20 protein-coding genes and 1 pseudogene are annotated in these 17,595 nt (G+C 70.2%); 10 read left to right on the top strand and 11 right to left on the bottom strand.

Features of this window, described 5'->3' with window-relative positions:
* Position 1: 1 nt before the first annotated feature.
* From hemQ to hemE, 3 genes are read right to left on the bottom strand one after another with little or no spacing between them, the layout of a single operon-like run.
* A complete protein-coding gene (gene hemQ, locus BMW88_RS21510) occupies positions 2-694 on the bottom strand; it encodes a hydrogen peroxide-dependent heme synthase (RefSeq protein ID WP_089953321.1) in 693 nt (230 codons plus the stop codon).
* Between the two features lie 23 nt (positions 695-717).
* Positions 718-2,145: a protoporphyrinogen oxidase gene (hemG, locus tag BMW88_RS21505; RefSeq protein ID WP_089953319.1), complete on the bottom strand. Its 1,428-nt coding sequence runs from the start codon at positions 2,143-2,145 to the stop codon at positions 718-720.
* A complete protein-coding gene (gene hemE, locus BMW88_RS21500) occupies positions 2,145-3,170 on the bottom strand; it encodes a uroporphyrinogen decarboxylase (protein ID WP_089953317.1) in 1,026 nt (341 codons plus the stop codon). The genes hemG and hemE overlap by 1 nt, the downstream gene beginning before the upstream one ends.
* Positions 3,171-3,275: 105 nt before the next feature.
* Between hemE and BMW88_RS21495 the strand changes: the two genes are divergently transcribed.
* Positions 3,276-3,821: a DUF3000 domain-containing protein gene (locus tag BMW88_RS21495; protein WP_245777951.1), complete on the top strand. Its 546-nt coding sequence runs from the start codon at positions 3,276-3,278 to the stop codon at positions 3,819-3,821.
* Between the two features lie 13 nt (positions 3,822-3,834).
* Here the strand turns inward: BMW88_RS21495 and BMW88_RS21490 are convergent, their stop codons facing one another.
* The gene (locus BMW88_RS21490; protein ID WP_089953313.1) at positions 3,835-4,977 is read right to left on the bottom strand and encodes a dipeptidase; all 1,143 of its coding nucleotides are present in this window, start codon (positions 4,975-4,977) and stop codon (positions 3,835-3,837) included.
* Between the two features lie 254 nt (positions 4,978-5,231).
* Here BMW88_RS21490 and BMW88_RS21485 point away from each other — a divergent pair, with 254 nt between their 5' ends.
* Entirely contained in the window at positions 5,232-5,948 is a 717-nt protein-coding gene (locus BMW88_RS21485) for a response regulator (RefSeq protein ID WP_015099292.1), read from the top strand.
* Positions 5,949-6,018: 70 nt separating this feature from the next.
* Entirely contained in the window at positions 6,019-7,275 is a 1,257-nt protein-coding gene (locus BMW88_RS21480; RefSeq protein WP_089953311.1) for a ribonuclease D, read from the top strand.
* Positions 7,276-7,361: 86 nt separating this feature from the next.
* Here the strand turns inward: BMW88_RS21480 and BMW88_RS43390 are convergent, their stop codons facing one another.
* Positions 7,362-7,592, bottom strand: a complete 231-nt coding sequence (locus BMW88_RS43390; protein ID WP_245777950.1) for an O-methyltransferase — start codon at positions 7,590-7,592, stop codon at positions 7,362-7,364.
* Positions 7,593-7,617: 25 nt separating this feature from the next.
* Between BMW88_RS43390 and BMW88_RS21470 the strand changes: the two genes are divergently transcribed.
* Positions 7,618-8,109 carry a GNAT family N-acetyltransferase gene (locus BMW88_RS21470; RefSeq protein ID WP_245777949.1) on the top strand — a complete coding sequence of 164 codons (492 nt, stop codon included), beginning with the start codon at positions 7,618-7,620 and terminating at the stop codon, positions 8,107-8,109.
* Between the two features lie 103 nt (positions 8,110-8,212).
* On the opposite strand, the gene BMW88_RS21465 is transcribed toward BMW88_RS21470, so the two are convergent.
* The gene (locus tag BMW88_RS21465; RefSeq protein WP_089953307.1) at positions 8,213-8,860 is read right to left on the bottom strand and encodes a MerR family transcriptional regulator; all 648 of its coding nucleotides are present in this window, start codon (positions 8,858-8,860) and stop codon (positions 8,213-8,215) included.
* A 58-nt stretch (positions 8,861-8,918) separates the two neighbouring features.
* Here BMW88_RS21465 and BMW88_RS21460 point away from each other — a divergent pair, with 58 nt between their 5' ends.
* The 4 genes from BMW88_RS21460 (at position 8,919) to BMW88_RS21445 (ending at position 13,675) form a co-directional block, all read left to right on the top strand.
* Positions 8,919-9,800: a hypothetical protein gene (locus tag BMW88_RS21460; protein ID WP_143116179.1), complete on the top strand. Its 882-nt coding sequence runs from the start codon at positions 8,919-8,921 to the stop codon at positions 9,798-9,800.
* Positions 9,797-10,246, top strand: a complete 450-nt coding sequence (locus BMW88_RS21455) for an ABA4-like family protein (RefSeq protein WP_089953304.1) — start codon at positions 9,797-9,799, stop codon at positions 10,244-10,246. Before BMW88_RS21460 ends, BMW88_RS21455 begins: the two co-directional genes overlap by 4 nt.
* 91 nt (positions 10,247-10,337) lie before the next feature.
* The gene (locus BMW88_RS21450) at positions 10,338-11,570 is read left to right on the top strand and encodes a thiolase family protein (RefSeq protein WP_089953302.1); all 1,233 of its coding nucleotides are present in this window, start codon (positions 10,338-10,340) and stop codon (positions 11,568-11,570) included.
* Positions 11,567-13,675: a 3-hydroxyacyl-CoA dehydrogenase NAD-binding domain-containing protein gene (locus BMW88_RS21445; protein ID WP_089953300.1), complete on the top strand. Its 2,109-nt coding sequence runs from the start codon at positions 11,567-11,569 to the stop codon at positions 13,673-13,675. The genes BMW88_RS21450 and BMW88_RS21445 overlap by 4 nt, the downstream gene beginning before the upstream one ends.
* A 45-nt stretch (positions 13,676-13,720) precedes the next feature.
* Here BMW88_RS21445 and BMW88_RS21440 read toward each other — a convergent pair whose 3' ends face one another.
* A complete protein-coding gene (locus tag BMW88_RS21440) occupies positions 13,721-14,038 on the bottom strand; it encodes a hypothetical protein (RefSeq protein WP_089953298.1) in 318 nt (105 codons plus the stop codon).
* Between the two features lie 222 nt (positions 14,039-14,260).
* Between BMW88_RS21440 and BMW88_RS21435 the strand changes: the two genes are divergently transcribed.
* Entirely contained in the window at positions 14,261-14,908 is a 648-nt protein-coding gene (locus BMW88_RS21435; protein WP_218148158.1) for a CPBP family intramembrane glutamic endopeptidase, read from the top strand.
* On the opposite strand, the gene BMW88_RS21430 is transcribed toward BMW88_RS21435, so the two are convergent.
* Both BMW88_RS21430 and BMW88_RS21425 read right to left on the bottom strand, forming a co-directional pair.
* Complete coding sequence (locus BMW88_RS21430) at positions 14,899-15,306, bottom strand: type II toxin-antitoxin system VapC family toxin (protein ID WP_245777948.1); 408 nt, start codon at positions 15,304-15,306, stop codon at positions 14,899-14,901. The genes BMW88_RS21435 and BMW88_RS21430 overlap by 10 nt on opposite strands.
* A complete protein-coding gene (locus BMW88_RS21425) occupies positions 15,294-15,581 on the bottom strand; it encodes a type II toxin-antitoxin system Phd/YefM family antitoxin (RefSeq protein ID WP_089953296.1) in 288 nt (95 codons plus the stop codon). Before BMW88_RS21425 ends, BMW88_RS21430 begins: the two co-directional genes overlap by 13 nt.
* Before the next feature lie 72 nt (positions 15,582-15,653).
* On the opposite strand from BMW88_RS21425, the gene BMW88_RS21420 reads away from it, so the two are divergent.
* The gene (locus tag BMW88_RS21420; RefSeq protein WP_245777947.1) at positions 15,654-16,367 is read left to right on the top strand and encodes a DUF72 domain-containing protein; all 714 of its coding nucleotides are present in this window, start codon (positions 15,654-15,656) and stop codon (positions 16,365-16,367) included.
* On the opposite strand, the gene BMW88_RS44335 is transcribed toward BMW88_RS21420, so the two are convergent.
* Together BMW88_RS44335 and BMW88_RS43385 are read right to left on the bottom strand one after the other, a co-directional pair.
* A complete protein-coding gene (locus tag BMW88_RS44335) occupies positions 16,333-16,419 on the bottom strand; it encodes an aromatic-ring hydroxylase C-terminal domain-containing protein (protein ID WP_342715175.1) in 87 nt (28 codons plus the stop codon). The genes BMW88_RS21420 and BMW88_RS44335 overlap by 35 nt on opposite strands.
* Positions 16,420-16,731: 312 nt before the next feature.
* Positions 16,732-17,580, bottom strand: a pseudogene (locus tag BMW88_RS43385) (FAD-dependent monooxygenase); the annotation flags it as partial.
* Between the last annotated feature and the right edge of the window lie 15 nt (positions 17,581-17,595).

Raw genomic sequence — 17,595 nt, 5'->3', positions numbered from 1 at the left:
GCTAGGGCAGGTTGGTGACGAGTTCGGCCGCCGGGACGCGGGTGCCCGTGTAGAAGGGGATTTCCTCTCGCACGTGCAGCCGCGCCTCGGTGCCGCGCAGGTGCCGCATGAGGTCGACGATGCGGTGCAGCTCGTCCGCCTCGAACGCGAGCAGCCACTCGTAGTCGCCGAGCGCGAACGACGCGACGGTGTTCGCGCGCACGTCCGGGAAGTCGCGGGCTTCCTTGCCGTGGTCCGCCAGCATCTTGCGGCGGTCCTCCTCCGGCAGCAGGTACCACTCGTAGGACCGCACGAACGGGTAGACGCACACGTACTTGCGCGCCTCCTCACCCGCGAGGAACGCGGGGATGTGGCTGCGGTTGAACTCCGCCGGGCGGTGCAGGGCGACCTGCGACCAGACCGGCGTCGAGACCTTGCCGAGCGGGGTGCGGCGGAAACCGGTGTAGGCGGCCTGCACCTGCTCGATCTCCTCGGCGTGCCACCAGATCATGAAGTCCGCGTCGGCGCGCAGACCGGCCAGGTCGTAGACACCGCGGACGACGACGCCCTTGCCCTCCAACGCGTCCAGGTAGTCCTGGGTCTCGGCGGCCGCGGCCGACCGGTCCTCCGGCAGCTTGCCGGGCTCGACCCGGAACACCGACCACATCGTGTAGCGGATGGTGTCGTTGAGCTCGTTGTAGTTCAGGCGTGCCATGCGTCCATCTTGGCACGGGCGCTCTAGCGGCGAACGCGGCCCAGCAGGTGTGCTGCGACACGGGCGGCGGCCGCGTCGGCGGTGGCGATGCACGCGGGCACGCCCACACCGTGCAGCGTCGCGCCCGCCACGGCGAGGCCGGGCACGTCGCCGATGCCGCGTTCGATCGCGTCGACGAGGTCGACGTGGCCCACGCCGTACTGCGGCAGGCCACCACCCCAGCGCTGCACCACGTGGTCGATCGGCGCGGCCTTGATCCCCGTCAGCTCGTGCAGGTCGTTGCGCACGGCTTTGACGAGATCGGCGTCGCTGCGCTGCAGGAGCGCCGTCTCGCCGTGCCGCCCGACCGAGCCGCGCAGGATGACCGGTTCGCCGTAGTGCGACCACTTGCGGGTGGAGAAGGTGAACGCCTTGGCGGTGAACGGGGTGATGCGGTCGCTGTACCGCTCCCCCTCCGCGATGAGGATGCCGGAGCGCTCCGGCAGCGCGGTGCCCGGCGGCAGCGCGAGCGCGACGACGGCCATCGAGGCGACCTCGACCTTGCCGTACGCGGCGGACACCTGCGGCGCGATCTCGGCCAGCAGCCTGCGCGCGGACGGGGCGGGGACGGCGAGCACGACGCCGTCGCACTCCAGGTACTCCGGCGTCGCGGCGGAGCCGATCTCCAGCCGCCAGCCGCCACCCTGCCAGGACAGCACCCGCACCGGCAGGCCCAGCCGCACGACCGGCTTCGCGACCTCGGCGAGCCGGTCGACGAGCGAGGAGACACCGTTGCGCAGGCTCGCGAACACCGGCGGTCGCGTGGCGCGGGCCTGCGGCGGCGCGGGCATCATCGTCGCGGCGGCCGCGAGCAGCGAGCCGGCGCCCTTGTCCAGCAGCGTCGCGATCTGCGGCATCGTGGCGCGCAGGCCGAGCTCGTCCGCGCGGCCCGCGTAGACGCCGCCCAGCAGCGGGCCGACCAGGCGGTCGGCGACCTCGGGACCGAACCTGTCCTTCACCAGCGCGCCGACGGCGACGTCACCGCCCGCGAGGTCGATCGGCGGCAGCGTCGGTTCCATCTCGACCCGCAGCGCGCCCTCCGACGACAGCAGGTGCCGCACGGCCTCGACGCTCGCCGGAACTCCCATGAAGGTGTGCGCGGGTAGCTGGTGCGTGCGCCCGGCCGCGTGCACCGAGGCCTTCACGCCCGTCGGGTGCACGACCTCGTCGCTCAGGCCGATCTCGTCGATCAGCTCCTGCGCCTCGGGCTTGCGGTGCAGGAACGCCTCCGCGCCCACGTCGAACCGCGCGCCGGCGAGCTCGGTCGTGCGCAGCTTCCCGCCGAGGCGGTCGGACTGCTCGATCACGGTGATGGTCGCGCCGGGCCCGAGCAGCACCCGCAACCGGTGCGCGGCGGCCAGCCCGGAGATGCCTCCCCCGACAACTGCGACATGGGGCGCTCTGGCGTGCATTACAAGCTGTGGATCAGTTCGACGGTCCGGGTGATGATCTCCGGATCGGTGTCCGGCAGCACGCCGTGGCCGAGGTTGAAGATGTGCCCGGCGGCGGCCTTGCCCTCGGCGTGGATGCGGCGCACCTCGCGTTCGACGGCCTCGAAGCCCGCGAAGAACAGCGCCGGGTCGAGGTTGCCCTGCACGACCGGCTGCGGCAGATCCGGGTTCGCCCTCCGCAGGCGCTCGACCGCGACGTCGAGGGGGATCCGCCAGTCGACGCCGACGACGTCCGCGCCGGCCTCGCGCATCGCGGGCAGCAGCTCGCCGGTGCCGACGCCGAAGTGGATCCGCGGCACCGTCGTGATCGTCTCGAGCACGCGCCGGGAGTGCGGCAGGACGAACTCGCGGTAGTCGCGCTCGGACAGGGCACCCGCCCACGAGTCGAAGAGCTGGACCGCCTGCACGCCGGCGGCGAGCTGCGCGTGCAGGAAGGCGGCCGTGATGCCGGCGATCTTGGCGAGCAGCGCGTGCCACAGCTCCGGGTTGCCGTGCATGAGCGCCTTGGTGCGCTCGTGGTTCTTGCTCGGCCCGCCCTCGACGAGGTAGGAGGCGAGCGTGAACGGCGCCCCGGCGAACCCGATCAGCGCGACTTCCCGCGGGAGTTCCTTGAGCAGCAACCCGATCGCGTCCGCGACGGGCTGGACCTGCTCGGCGTGCAGCTCGGGCAGGGCGCGCACGTCGTCGAGCGTCCTGACCGGCTTCGCGACGACCGGACCGGTGCCCGCGACGATGTCGAGGTCGACACCGGCGGCCTTGAGCGGCACCACGATGTCGGAGAAGAGGATCGCGCCGTCGACGCCGTGCCGCCGGACGGGCTGCATGGTGATCTCGCAGACCATCTCCGGGTCCATGCACGCGTCGAGCATCGCGGTGCCCTGGCGCAGCGCCCGGTACTCGGGCAGCGACCGTCCCGCCTGCCGCATGAACCAGACGGGGGTGTGCGACGGGGTGCCGCCGGTCGCGGCTACGAGGAGGGGAGCCATAAATTCAGACACAGTGAAGTCATCTCTCTCTTTTCTCCATTCATGGTCCCACGTCCCGGCGTGCCGCCGTCACTCGGTCGGTTTGCGAGGCATACAGTCAGTTGTGTGACCGAGCCGGAAATCTTCCGCCGGGCGGTGGGGACGCTCAAGTCGGTTCGCCACAGGCCCGAGATCGAACTCACCGAGGTTCGCCCGCCGCAGCGGCTCGCGCCGTGGGCGTACGCGCTGACAGCGGAGGTCACCGGCCCGTCGGACGAGCTGTCGACCGGGAGGCTCGTGCTGCTGCACGACCCGGACGGCGACGAGGCGTGGGGCGGTGTGCTGCGCGTCGTGGCGTACGTCCGCGTCGAACTGGACCACGAGCTCGCCTCGGACCCGCTGCTGCCCGAGGTCGGGTGGTCGTGGCTGACGGAGGCGCTGGAGCAGTCGGCCGCCCGGTTCACCGCGCTGGGCGGCACCGTGACGCAGACGTCGTCGGCGCGGTTCGGCGACATCGCCGGCCCCGCCCGCACGGACGACCTGGAGCTGCGCGCGTCGTGGACCGCGCTCGACGGGGAGCTCGCCGAGCACGGCACCGCCTTCTACGAGCTGATGGCGACCGCCGTGGGGCTGCCCCCGGTCGGCGTCACCCTGTTCGGCCAGCGCTCCTGACCACCGGCGCGGGTCAGCCGTCCGCGTCGCGCAGGACGCGCAGGACGTTCGCGCCGGCGAGCTTGGTGCAGTCGTCCTCCGACCAGCCCCGGTCCAGCAGCGCGCCGATCAGGTTCGGGTAGGTCGAGACGTCCTCGAGCCCCCGCGGGAGCTCCTTCACGCCGTCGTAGTCGCCGCCGAGACCGAGGTGGTCGATGCCGACGACCTCGCGGGCGTGCTCCAGGTGGGTGACGACGTCGTCGATCGTGACGGCGGGCTTCGGCTCGCCGGTCCACGACTCGACGAACTTCGCGCGGGCGTCGAGGTCGGCGTGCTTCTGGCCGGCGGCGGTCATCGCGTCACGAAGGGCTGCGTCCCATCGAGCGACACGGGGTGACACGAAGTCCGGGACGAATGTGATCATGGCCACACCGCCGTTGGCCTTCAGCTTGACCAGGACGTCGTCCGGGATGTTGCGCGGGTGGTCCGCGACGTGGCGGCACGACGAGTGGCTGAAGATGACCGGCTTGACACTCGTGTCGAGCGCGGCGTGCATCGTGCTCGGCGCGACGTGGCTCAGGTCCACGAGCATGCCGATCCGGTTCATCTCGCGGACGACCTCGCGGCCGAACTCGGTCAGGCCACCGTGTTCTGGCTGGTCAGTGGCACTGTCCGCCCACGGCGTGTTGTCGTTGTGGGTGAGCGTCATGTACCGGACGCCCAGGCGGCGCAGGGCGCGCAGGACCCCGAGCGAGGAGTTGATGGAGTGCCCGCCCTCGGCGCCGATGAGGGAGGCGACACGCCCGGACGCGAAAACTTCTTCCGCTTCAGCCGCGGTGGTCGCGATGCCGAGGTGCCCGGGGTACCGCTCGGCCAGCTCGTGGACCAGCTCGACCTGCTCCAGCACGGCGGTCACCGCCGCGTCGCCGGCGAGCCGGCAGGGGATCCAGACGGACCAGAACTGCATCCCCAGACCGCCCTCGCGCATCTTCACGATGTCGGTGTGCAGGCTGGGATGACGTTCGGTGAGATCGGTCTTCGCAGCCGTCTCGCGGACGTCCCCGCCCGTTCCGCCGCCGAGCTCCCGCAGCGCCCACGGCAGGTCGTTGTGGCCGTCGACGAGGGGGACGCGCCGCAGCAACGCCCTGGCGCGCTCGTGGCCGGAACTGCTCGACACAACCAACTCCTAGATGTCGTTCTGGGAAGGGTCCGCGTTACGCCCCCTATCCAGTTGTCATCCGATCGTGTGACAGATGAGTCCATCTGTCACAACTCAATAGGGATAGATACCCGATTGATCGTCCCGTAGACCCGCTTGGGCGGCTACGCTGCCCCAGACGACACCACTTTCGGTCGATCAGTGGCGCGGCTGATTGGGCGAAAGTCCCGGTGCCGGTCGGGGGGCACGACCGACTCCAGGGAGGTAGTGACGTGGCTGCCGTCGGCTTAGGTCAGGCCGTTCGTACCACGCCAGCCGGCTCGTTGCCGGCGAACATGGTCCCGCACCCGCGGGAAGAGCTTTTTTCAGTGCTGGTGGTCGACGACCACCCACTGCTGAGGGAGGCGATATCAGCTCGGCTCACCCAGATGGGAGCCGGGACAGTGCATGAGGCCGCATCGGTGGCAGAGGCTCGGGCGCGGGCACTTGCAACCGGACCCTGCGACCTCGCGATCCTCGATCTGGGCCTGCCGGATGGCACCGGCATCGACCTGGTCACGGAACTCCGTGCCCAGGGCTGGCCCCGCATCGTGGTCCTCGCATCCTCCGACGACCCCTACGCGGTCAGGTCGGCCTTCCAGGCGGGCGCCCAGGCGTACCTCCTGAAGTCCGCCTCTCCGATGGTGGTCACCGACGGGGTGCGCCGGGTTCTCGATGGCGGCGTTTACGCAGATCCGAGCGTGGCACCAGTACTCGCAGCGGGTACTCGGGTGCCGGGCACCGACAACACGCCGCGGGAACTCTCCGCACGTGAGGTCGAGGTGCTCCAGCTGGTCGCCGATGGCCAGAGCAACAAGGAAATCGGCGAGGCTCTGAGCCTGTCCGCGTTGACGGTGAAGTCTCACCTGTCGCGGATCGGCCGGAAGCTGGGCACCGGGGATCGCGCTCAGATGGTCGCGCTGGCCATGCGTGCCGGCGTGATCCGTTAGATACCGGTTTGAAGCACTGAACCGGCCGAGAACACCTGTGGGTGGTGCGATCGTCGTAGGGTGATCCGCTGTGGATGTACCCGCCGACGAGCCAACCGCACCAACCGGACCAGATCCGGTACCGCTGACGGAACCTGCTGATGGGGTCCCGCCCGTGGTCGCCGATCCTGCTGCGCTCCGGCGAGCCGCTGACGCGCTCGCCGGGGCGAAGGGCCCGGTCGCGGTGGACACCGAGCGAGCCTCGGGCTACCGCTACTCACAGCGTGCCTATCTGGTGCAACTGCGCCGGGAGGGCGCCGGCACGTGGTTGGTCGACCCGATCGCTCTAGGCGGACGGCTCGACCCGCTGGTGCAGGCGCTGGACGGCACCGAGTGGGTGTTGCACGCAGCGTCTCAGGACCTGCCGTGCCTCGCCGAGCTCGGGCTGCGACCCGGCGTGCTGTTCGACACCGAGCTGGCGGGCAGGCTGGCTGGGTTCGAACGCGTGGCACTGGGCACGCTGGTCGAGCGACTGCTCGGCTATCGGCTGGAGAAGGGGCACGGCGCGGCCGACTGGTCGCGCCGCCCCCTTCCTGCCGACTGGCTGACGTACGCCGCTCTGGACGTGGAGCTGCTCGTGCAGCTGCGCGACGTTCTCGAAGCCGAGCTGGAGCGCCAGGGCAAGCTCGCCTGGGCGCTCGAGGAGTTCGAGGCGGTGCGGACGGCGCCGTTGCCGCGCCCCCGCACCGACCCCTGGCGGCGCACGTCAGGTATCCACCGCGTGCGCAACCAGCGGCAACTGGCCCTCGTGCGATCGCTGTGGGAAGCCCGCGACGCCGTGGCCCGCGAACGCGACATCGCCCCCGGCCGAGTCCTCCCGGACTCCGCCCTGATGGAGGCAGCAGCCCGCAACCCCGCCTCGGAGGCGGAACTGCTCTCGCTGCCCGTCTTCCGCGGACGAGCCCAGCGCCGCATGGTGGGTGTCTGGATGAACGCCCTGCGCAAGGCCGCCGCCCTCGGCAAGTCGGAGCTCCCCGAGCCCGCCGGCCAGCACGACGGTCCTCCCCCACCCAACCGGTGGGCGGACAAGGACCCGGACGCCGCGGCCCGGCTGGCAGCGGCCCGCACGGCACTGGCGGCCATCGCCGAGGCCAACACCCTCCCGGTGGAGAACCTGCTGCTGCCCGACCTCGTGCGCCGCACCTGCTGGCAGCCGCCCGCCGACCTCTCGCTCGAGTCCGTGGCCGCGGTGCTGCGCGAGGGCGGGGCCCGGTCGTGGCAGATCGAGCTGACCCTCGAAGCGCTGGCCAAGGCGCTCACCGCGACCGCACCACCACCCGCCGCCTGACCACGACCCACCGCTGAGCCGCCCTTTGCAACGAGTCTTTGGACTTCGTCCGCAAAAGACCTGTTGCAAAGGGCGGCGGCGCCTGATCAGGCACGAAAGCTGATCTCCATGCCGTCCTCGACCGAGAACGCGACGCTGACGTACCCGTTCGCCGGGTCGCGCACGTAGGCGAGGTAGCCGGCCATCGAGTCCTGGTCGATGTCGTCGACGACGACGAGCGCGCCCAGGGTGAGCCGGGGTTCGAGGGCGCGCAGCACCGGCAGGCAGAGCTCCTTCCACCCGCCGAGCAGCAATGAGACTTTGGACTTCGTCCGCAAAAGACCCATTGCAAGGGGCCGATTCGTGATCATCAGCACCGATCGGCTGGACCTGGTCCCGCTGAGCGCCGAGCACGCCGGGGAGATGGCCGGTGTGCTCTCGGACCCCGCTCTGCACACCTTCACCGGCGGCGCGCCGCTGTCCCCCGATGCACTCCTCGCCCGCTACGAACGGCTCGCGGCGGGCTCCCCCGACCCGGCCGTCCGCTGGCTGAACTGGGTGATCAGGCTGCGGGCCGAGGACCGCCTCACCGGCACCGTGCAGGCGACCGTCACCGACCGGGTCGCCGAGATCGCCTGGGTCGTCGGCACGCCGTGGCAGGGCCGCGGCATCGCCCGCGAGGCGGCACGAGGTCTGGTCGGCTGGCTGCGAACCCAGCCGGTCCGGGCCGTGCTCGCGCACATCCGCCCCGGCCACCACGCGTCCGCCGCCGTCGCCGCCTCCGCCGGTCTCACACCCAGCGACGAGTGGCACGACGGTGAGGTCCGCTGGCTGCTGCACCTGCCTTTGCAATGAGTGGTTTGCGGACGAAGTCAAAAGAGCTGTTGCTAAAGCGCAGGTCAAGGGCAGCGATGAACAGCTACGACCAACGCATCAGCGGCGACGTGGAGACCGGCATTCAGCCCTCGTCCGGGACGACGCTGTCGCCGATCACCTTGCGCGACACCTGGGCGTGCGCGAGCCGTCGCACCGCCTTGATGACGGTGTCGCCGATGAGGGTGCCGACGACCATCGCCTCGATGACGTCGTCGCGCGATCCCCGGCTCGCGATGTAGTCGAGGTCGGCCTGCGCGATGATCTTCAGCCCTTCCAGGTAGGGGTCGAGGAGGTCCTGGAAGTGGTCGTGGCCGACCGAGCGGGCCGCGGACAGGGCGGCGGCGAGCAGGTGGGTCACGTTGCTCTCGGTGACGTCGGCGCACTCCTCCTCGCCCTGCCGCCGGAGGAAGCCCTGGACGTCCTCGACGGCGAGCGGGTCGAGCTCGACCGAGCCCGGCTGGCTGATGGCCTCCTGCACCGCGCCGAGCTTGCTGTGCAGTGAGTCGTCGCGGGTGTCGATGGTGGCCAGGACCTCGCGCACCGACGCGATGGAGAGGCCGCCGACCTCCATCAGAGCGCGCACCAGCCGGAGCCTGCGCAGGTGCTCGTCGTCGTAGTGGGCCTGGTTCGGGCTGGTCAGCACGCCGGCGGGCAGCAAGCCCTCGCGCAGGTAGTACTTGATCGTCGGCACCGGGACGCCGCTTCGCTTCGCAAGCTCGCCAACACGCATACGGATAGTGTAACTTCCGGATAGTAGAGAGTACCGCTATCCATTTAGGGGTTCAGAGATGCTTCGCACGTGGCACCGGCCGTTAGTCGTCTTCGGCTGGTCGATGGTCGTGCTGATCCCGGTCGCGCTCATCGGGTTGCTGGTCGACGACCGGACGGTGGTCAACTCGCCGATCTGGCTCAAGCCGTTCAAGTTCGCCGTGTCGCTCGCGGTCTACGCGTTCACGCTGGCGTGGCTGCTCACGTACCTGAAGAGGTTCCAGCGGCTCGGCTGGTGGGCAGGCACCGTCCTCACGGCGGCCGGCGCGCTGGAGATGGTCGTGATCGTCGGTCAGGTTCTGCGCGGCAAGCGCAGCCACTTCAACTTCGAGACGCCGCTCGACACGGCGCTGTTCTCGATCATGGGCTCGACGATCGTCGTGCTGTGGGTGACCCACGCGATCGTCGCGGTCCTGCTGTGGCGCACGAAGATCGAGAACGACGCGCTGACGTGGTCGATCCGGCTCGGGCTCGTCATCTCGTTCCTGGGTCTCGGCGTCGGATTCCTGATGACGCGGCCGAAGCCCGGCCAGGCGCTCGACGGCGACACCCTCGGTTCGCACACCGTCGGCGCGGCCGACGGCGGCGCCTACATGGCGCTCACCGGGTGGAGCACCGAGCACGGCGACCTGCGGGTCGGGCACTTCGTGGGCATGCACGCGCTGCAGGTGCTGCCAGTGCTGATCGCACTGCTCGGCCGGCGCGCGAACACCAGGCTCGCCTGGGTGCTCAGCGGGTCGTTCCTGGGGATCTTCCTGCTCGTGACCTGGCAGGCGTTGCGCGGCCAGTCCCTCGTCCAGCCGGACAGCACGACGTTGCTCGCGCTGACCGGGATCGTCGTCGCGACCGCACTGGGCCTGGTGTGGGCGCGTGAACCGAAGAAGGAGCTCGTTCCCGCATGACCGCCACCCTGTTCGACCTGACGTTCCTGGTCGCCGCGCCGTTCTGGGCGCTCATGATCTTCGCGCCGAAGTGGTCGTGGACGAGGAGGATCGCCGAGTCCTATCTGATCGTCCTGCCGCCTGCCTTGATCTACGTCGTGCTGCTGGTCCCGGAGCTGTTCGAGGTGCTGCCGCTGGTGACCAGGCCCGAGCTCGGCCCGCTGGCGGAGTACCTGGCCACGGACTCCGGCACGGCGCTGGTGTGGGCGCACATGCTCGCGTGGGACCTGTTCGTCGGCCGCTGGATCTACCTGGAGGGGCGCCGGCTGGACATCCACCCGCTGGTGGTGGCACCCGTTCTGGTGATCACCATCCTGCTGGCACCCGTCGCGTTGCCGCTGTTCCTCGTGATCCGCAAGCTGTGTGACACAACCAACAGGGGTGCCACTGTGGTTACCGGCCAGTAACTAGGGCTAGAGTTGGCATTACCGACCGGTAGGGACGTCGCGCTCCCCTGCCGGAGTGGACAGAGTTGTCACCACAAGTGGAGGAGACGCCGTGGCCGCACCAGCAGCGCCGGCACGCGTTCGGAACGTGGTCTTCGTCGACGGCGTCCGCACGCCGTTCGGCAAGGCCGGCCCCAAGGGGATTTTCGCCGAGACCCGTGCCGACGACCTCGTCGTGAAGGTCATCCGTGAGCTGCTGCGCAGGCATCCCGAGCTGCCGCCGGAGCGCGTTGACGAGGTCGCCATCGCCGCGACCACGCAGACCGGTGACCAGGGCCTGACGATCGGCCGGACCGCGGCGCTGCTCGCGGGCCTGCCGAAGTCGGTGCCCGGCTACGCGATCGACCGCATGTGCGCGGGCGCGATGACCGCCGTCACCACGGCGGCGAGCGGCATCGCGTTCGGCGCGTACGACGTCGTGATCGCGGGCGGTGTCGAGCACATGGGCCGCCACCCGATGGGCGAGGGCGTCGACCCGAACCCGCGCTTCCTGTCGGACAAGATCGTCGACCCGAGCGCGCTGGTCATGGGCCAGACCGCGGAGAACCTGCACGACAGGTTCCCGGAGATCACCAAGGAGCGCGCGGACGCGTACGCCGCGGCCTCGCAGGCCAAGTACGCGGCCGCGCTGGCCGCGGGCAAGATCGGGCCCGAGCTGGTGCCGGTCGCGACCCGGTCCGCCGAGCACGGCTGGGGTCTCGCGACGGCCGACGAGCCGCCGCGTCCCGGCACCACGGTCGAGGACCTCGCCAAGCTCAAGACGCCGTTCCGCCCGCACGGCCGGGTCACCGCGGGCAACGCGGCCGGTCTGAACGACGGCGCGACCGGCGCGATCCTGGCCGAGGAGGAGACCGCCCGCGAGCTGGGCCTGCCGATCGGCATGCGCCTGGTGGGCTACGCGTTCCAGGGCGTCGACCCGTCGGTCATGGGCGTCGGCCCGGTGCCCGCCACCGAGCGCGCGCTGTCCCGCGCGGGCCTGTCCATCGAGGACATCGGCCTGTTCGAGATCAACGAGGCGTTCGCCGTGCAGGTGCTGGCGTTCCTCGACCACTTCAAGATCGCCGACGACGACCCGCGCGTGAACCAGTGGGGCGGCGCCATCGCGACCGGTCACCCGCTGGCCTCGAGCGGCGTGCGGCTGATGACGCAGCTCTCGCGTCAGTTCGCCGAGCGTCCGGACGTCCGTTACGGCCTCACCACCATGTGCATCGGCATCGGCATGGGCGGGACCGTTATCTGGGAGAACCCACTGTGGTCTTCGAAGCAGGGGAGTGGCGAGAAGTGACCATCACCGCTGAGGAAGCAAAGGCGATCTTCCCCGACGAGGTCGTCACCCACGCCAAGACGCGTCTGATCGACGTCCCCGGCCTCGACAAGCCGGTCGCGTTCATCACGATCGACAACGGCCTGGACCACACCCGCCCGTCGACGTTCGGCCCGCAGTCGCTCGTCTCGCTCGGCGCGGCGTTCGACGAGGCCTACGCGGCGAAGCCCGCCGCCATCGCGGTGACCGGCAAGCCGTTCATCTTCGCCGTCGGCGCGGACCTGACCGCCGTGGAGAAGGCTTCCGACCGCGCGCAGGGCGTGGCGATCGGCAAGCTGGGCCACGACGTCTTCAAGAAGTTCACCGACTCGGACATCCCGACCTTCGCCTTCGTCAACGGCGCGGTCATGGGCGGCGGCCTCGAGCTCGCGCTGTCGTGCCACTACCGCACGCTCGCGTCGAACGCGGCCGCGATCGCGCTGCCCGAGGTGTTCCTGGGCCTGTTCCCCGGCTGGGGCGGCACGCAGCTCCTGCCGAACCTGATCGGCGCCAACGACGCCGTGACGGTGATCTTCGAGAACGCGTTGAACCAGAACAAGATGCTCAAGCCGAAGGAAGCTCTGGCGCTGGGCATCGCGGACGTGCTGTTCGACTCCGCCGACTACCTGGAGCAGTCGCTGCTGTGGCTCTCCGGTGTGGTGCGCGGTGAGATCGCGGTGCCGCGCAAGGAGATCGACCGCGGCGAGGCGTGGGACGCCGCCGTCGCGCGCGCCAAGGCGATCGTGCACGGCAAGACCAAGGGCGCGGCGCCCGGCGCGGCGAAGGCGCTGGAGCTGCTGGAGCTGGCGCGCGAGAACGACCTCGAGAAGGGCTACGCCGCCGAGACCGAGGGCCTCGCGGACCTCGTGATGAGCGACGAGCTGCGCGCGGGCCTGTACTCGTTCAACCTGGTGCAGAAGCGCGCGAAGCGCCCGGCCGGCGCGCCGGACAAGTCGCTGGCGCGCAAGGTCACCAAGGTGGGTGTCGTCGGCGCCGGCCTGATGGCCTCGCAGATGGCGTTGCTGTTCCTCCGCCGCCTGCACGTGCCGGTCGTGCTGACCGACATCGACCAGGCGCGCGTGGACAAGGGCGTCGGCTACGTGCACGCCGAGGTCGACAAGCTCGCGGGCAAGGGCCGGATCTCGCCGGACGAGGCCAACCGCCTCAAGGCGCTCGTGTCCGGTTCCCTGGACAAGGCCGCCTTCGCCGACGCCGACTTCGTCATCGAGGCCGTGTTCGAGGACCTGGGCGTGAAGCAGCAGGTGTTCGCCGAGGTCGAGGAGCACGTCTCCGCCGAGGCGATCCTCGCCACGAACACGTCGTCGCTGTCCATCACGGACATGGCGTCGAAGCTCAAGCACCCCGAACGGGTCGTGGGCTTCCACTTCTTCAACCCGGTCGCGGTCATGCCGCTGCTGGAGATCGTGCGCGCCGAGCAGACCGACGACGCCACGCTGGCGACGGCGTTCGCGATCGGCAAGCAGCTCAAGAAGTCCTCGGTGCTGGTGAAGGACGCGCCCGCGTTCGTCGTGAACCGCCTGCTGACCCGCTTCATGGGCGAGGTCATCAAGTCGGTCGACGAGGGCACGCCGTTCGAGGTCGCCGACAAGGCCACCGAGCCGCTGGGCCTGCCGATGTCGCCGATGATCCTGCTGCAGCTGGTCGGCTCCGCCGTCGCGCTGCACGTGTCGGAGACGATGCACGGCGCGTTCCCGGACCGCTTCTCGGTGTCGGAGAACATGAAGAAGTTCGTGGCCGCCGGCAAGGGCGCGGTCTGGCAGTGGGACGCGTCCGGCAACCAGACCGTCGACCCCGAGGTCCAGGCGCTGTGGGAGTTCGGCTCCTCGCCCCTGACCGGTGAAGAGGTCAAGACGCGCGCGCTGGAGGCGTTGGCCGAGGAGATCCGGATCATGCTCGACGAGGGCGTGGTCGCGGAGGCGCAGGACATCGACCTGTGCATGCTCCTGGGCGCCGGGTGGCCGTTCTGGCTGGGCGGCATCACGCCGTACCTGGACCGCACCGGCATCTCGGAGAAGGTGACCGGCAAGCGGTTCCTCGCGCCCGGCGTGGCGTCCGTGCCCGCCTGATCGCTGGTGTCACGAAGCCCCGGCTCCCTCGGCGGAGCCGGGGCTTCACTCCGCTTCCGGCCGGTACTGCTCCGCCGAGCCGTCCTGGCGGATGAAGTAGGCCTCGATGTTCGTGGCCCGCAGCGTCACCTCGGAGCCGGCCACCAGGTCGCGGTAGCGCAGCAGGTCCGGCAGGCCGAGCGCGACGACGTCGAACGGGTGCTTCTGGCGCAGCATCAACGACCGGCGCAACGCCTCGCTGAACGCCCAGCGGGGTGCTTCGTCGTCTTTCGGGACCTCTACCAGCGCGCCTTCGAGCTGACGTTCGAGTGCGGCCCGCACGTGGTCAGCCGTGCCCCACGTCGCGATGTCCGTGACAGTCATGTGTCCCGTATCGGCATCCGAGCCCGAATCATTAGCAGTCGCGCTGTCTCGATCGGGTCATCTCGGCCGTGACGCCCTCACGCCGCGCCACCGCGAGCGGGACGTCTGCCGTGCGGAAGAAACCGCAGCAGCGCCCTCGGAAGATCATGAGCGGCAGCCAGGAGGGCTGATGGTGATCTGGAAGGCGGTTTCGGTTCACCTTCGCCGCCTACCCTCGCCGCCGTGCCACCCGTCGCGATCACCACGAAGCGCAAGGCCCGCCTGACGGCCGAGTACGTCGTCGTCTTCTTCGGCCTCGCCCTGGTCTACAACCTCCTGGCCCGCGGCACGAACCCGATCCCGGTGCTGCTGGTGCTGGGCGGCGCGAGCGTGGTGTACCTCCTGCGCTCCACCACGTTCGACCGCCGCTCGCTCTGGCGGCCGGAGGGCGTCCGGATGCGGCCGATCCTGGCCCTGTGGGCCGTCACCGCCGTGGCGGCCGTCATCGCGGTGGTGGTCCTGCTCCCCGACCGGCTGTTCGTGCTGCCGAAGGAACAACCGCTGCTGTGGCTCGCGATCATGGTGTTCTACCCGCTGCTCAGCGTCTACCCGCAGGAACTGGTGTTCCGCGCGTTCCTGTTCGAGCGCTACGGCCAGGCGTTCGGCGGCTGGACGGTGGCGGCGAGCGCGGCGGCGTTCGGGTTCGTGCACATCGTCTTCGGCAGCTGGGTGTCGGTGGTGCTGTCCGCGGCGGGCGGCTGGATCTTCGCCACCCGGTACCGCCGCACGCGGTCGTTGCTGGCCGCGTCGGTCGAGCACGCGCTGTACGGGGTGCTCGTGTTCACCGTCGGGCTCGGGCAGTTCTTCTTCCACGGCGCCGTTCAGGCCTGACGGATCGGCACGACCTCCACGAGCCGTTCGACGTCCCTGAAGTCCTTGACGTTCATCGTCAGCACCGGGATGTGCGCGACCGCCGCCGTGGCCGCGATCTGCAGGTCCATCCGGCGCGGGCGGGGTGACCGGCCCGCTCGCCGCACCAGCGAGGCCATCTGCCCGTAGACCTTCGCCTCCTCCACGCCGAACGGCAGCACCTCGAACGTCTGCAGCGCCGCGTACATGCGCTCCGAGCGGGCGAAGCGCTCGACGGGGTCCTCCGTGTCGAGCCCGAACGCGAGCTCCGCGATCGTGACAGCGCTCAGGAACGGCCTGGCGTTGACGTACTCGCCGAGGTTCGCCCGTTCGAGCCTGATCAGGACGCAGGTGTCGAGCAGGCAGCTCAGCTCCGCCACGGGTCTTCCACCGGGTCGTCCGCGCCGAAGACCTCGTCGGCCGCGGCCCGGTCGGCGTCCCACCTGTCCGCGTCGACCGACGGCAGGGTGCCGAACAGCACCTGCACGTCACCGAGCGACGGCTTGGTGACGGCCTCGGCGCGGTACGGGGAGAGCTGCGCGACCGGCTTGTTGTTGCGGGTCACGACGAAGCTCTCACCGGCCTCGACGCGCCGCATGATCTCCGCGTTGTCGTTGCGGAGCTCGCGCTGTCCGATGGCTTTGAGCCGCTGCATACCACCAAGGTAGCTCAATCCACCTAAATGTGCTACGGAGTAGCTACAGCCCCTCGTGGCTACCCCCGGGGCGTGATCAGAATCGGCACGTCGGGCTGGCGCTACCCCGAGTGGCGCGACGGTTTCTACCGGGGCGTCCCGCAACGGCTCTGGCTCAGCCACCTCGCCTCGCACGTCGGCACGATCGAGATCAACAGCTCGTTCTACCGGCTCCAGCCGCCCGCCTACTACCGGAAGTGGGCCGCCGAGACGCCGGAAGGCTTCGTCTTCGCCGTCAAGGGGCCGAAGCTGGTCACCCACAACAAGCGCCTGCGCCACGTCGAGGACGTGCTCAAGACCTTCACCGACACGCTGGCGCTCGGCTCGAAGCAGGGGCCGGTCATCTGGCAGCTACCGCCGAGCCTGCGGTTCGACGCGGCCCTGGTCGGGGACTTCCTCGCCATGCTCCCGCCGGGCAGACACGCCTTCGAGCCACGCCACGAGTCGTTCCGCACCGACGCCTACTTCGACCTGCTGCGCGCGCACAACGTCGCTCATGTCGTGTCGGACGCGCCGACGTTCCCGTGCATCGAGGCTGTGACGGCCGATTTCGCCTACATCCGCCTGCACGGCCACGACGAGCTCTACATCAGCTCGTACGACGACGAGCAGATCGACGAGTGGGCGCGGAAGATCCACGACTGGGACCGCGACACCTACGTCTACTTCGACAACACCATGCACGGCGCCGCACCGCGCAACGCGTTGAGCCTCATGGCCCGGTCCACGTCTCCAGCGCGGCGGTGAGGGTCTCCGGGTCCGCCACCCACGCGACGTGACCGTCCGGCCGGATGAGCATCCCGCCGAAGTCCGGGACGAGCACCGGCCGTCCGGGACGCAGCAGCTCCGCGACCGTCGTGGACGTGCCGTCGACCACCACCGGGAGGTTCGGCGCGAGCTTGCCGAGCAACGGGTGGTCGCCGGGGATGCGCGGGTCGTACCGGGTGTCGACGCCGGTGACGAGCTCGGCGAGCTGTTGGCCGGCCAGGTCCGCGAGCAGGTCCCGCACCGGCGCGAGCTCTTCGCGTCCCAGCAACGACTGTGCGCGCGTCGTCCGCAACACGCGTGCTCCCACCGGATGCCGTTCGTCGTGGTACGTCTGCAGAAGGCCCTCGGGAGCCCGGCCGCGCACGGTCGCGGCCAGCTTCCAGCCGAGGTTCATCGCGTCCGCCAGCGCCACGTTGACGCCGACCGCCCCCGCCGGCGGGTGGACGTGCGCGGCGTCGCCCGCCAGTACCACCCTGCCGTGGACGTACCGCTCCGCCTACCGCGCGGCGTCGGAGAACCTGCTGAGCCACAACGGTTTCCCCAGCGGCACCTCCCGGCCGAACCGGGAGTTCACCAGCTCCCGGACGTACTCGATCGTGACGGGACCGGGCCGCGGCTCCGGCTCTTCCAGCACGATCCGCACGTACCCCGGCCGCGGCAGCACGAACACCTCACCGGTCGCGAGCGCGTCGTAGTCGGCCTCGACGTCCGCGACCAGCCCGTACGAAGTCGCGTCCACACCGGGAAAAGCGATCCCGGCGCGCTTGCGGACGTGGCTGCGGCTGCCATCGCACCCGACCAGGTACGAGACGCGGCGCCGCTCGTCCCCCACGAGGACGTCGACGCCGTCCTGGTCCTGTGCGAAGTCGACGACCTCGCACCCCCAGCGGACCCGCACGCCGAGTTCCGCGAGCCACTCCTCCAGCAGTTCCTCGACCCGGTTCTGCGCGATGCCGAGCGTGTACGGGTGATCGGTGTCCATAGTGGACAGATCGAGAAACACCCCCGGCAGGAACATCCCGTACGGCACAACGGGTCCCTCGGCGAGGAACCGCTCGGCGAGCCCGCGCCGGTCGAGGATCTCCAGGCTGCGCGCGGACAGCGTGAACCCGCGGGGGTGCGACGACCGGCGCGCGGCCGCGTCGACGATCGTGACCTCCACGCCGGCCAGCGCGAGCTCGGCCGCCACCATCAGCCCGGCCGGTCC

This window comes from Lentzea xinjiangensis, from assembly GCF_900110955.1.
GTDB lineage: Bacteria > Actinomycetota > Actinomycetes > Mycobacteriales > Pseudonocardiaceae > Lentzea > Lentzea xinjiangensis.
This window is presented reverse-complemented; position numbering and strand designations above follow the sequence as displayed.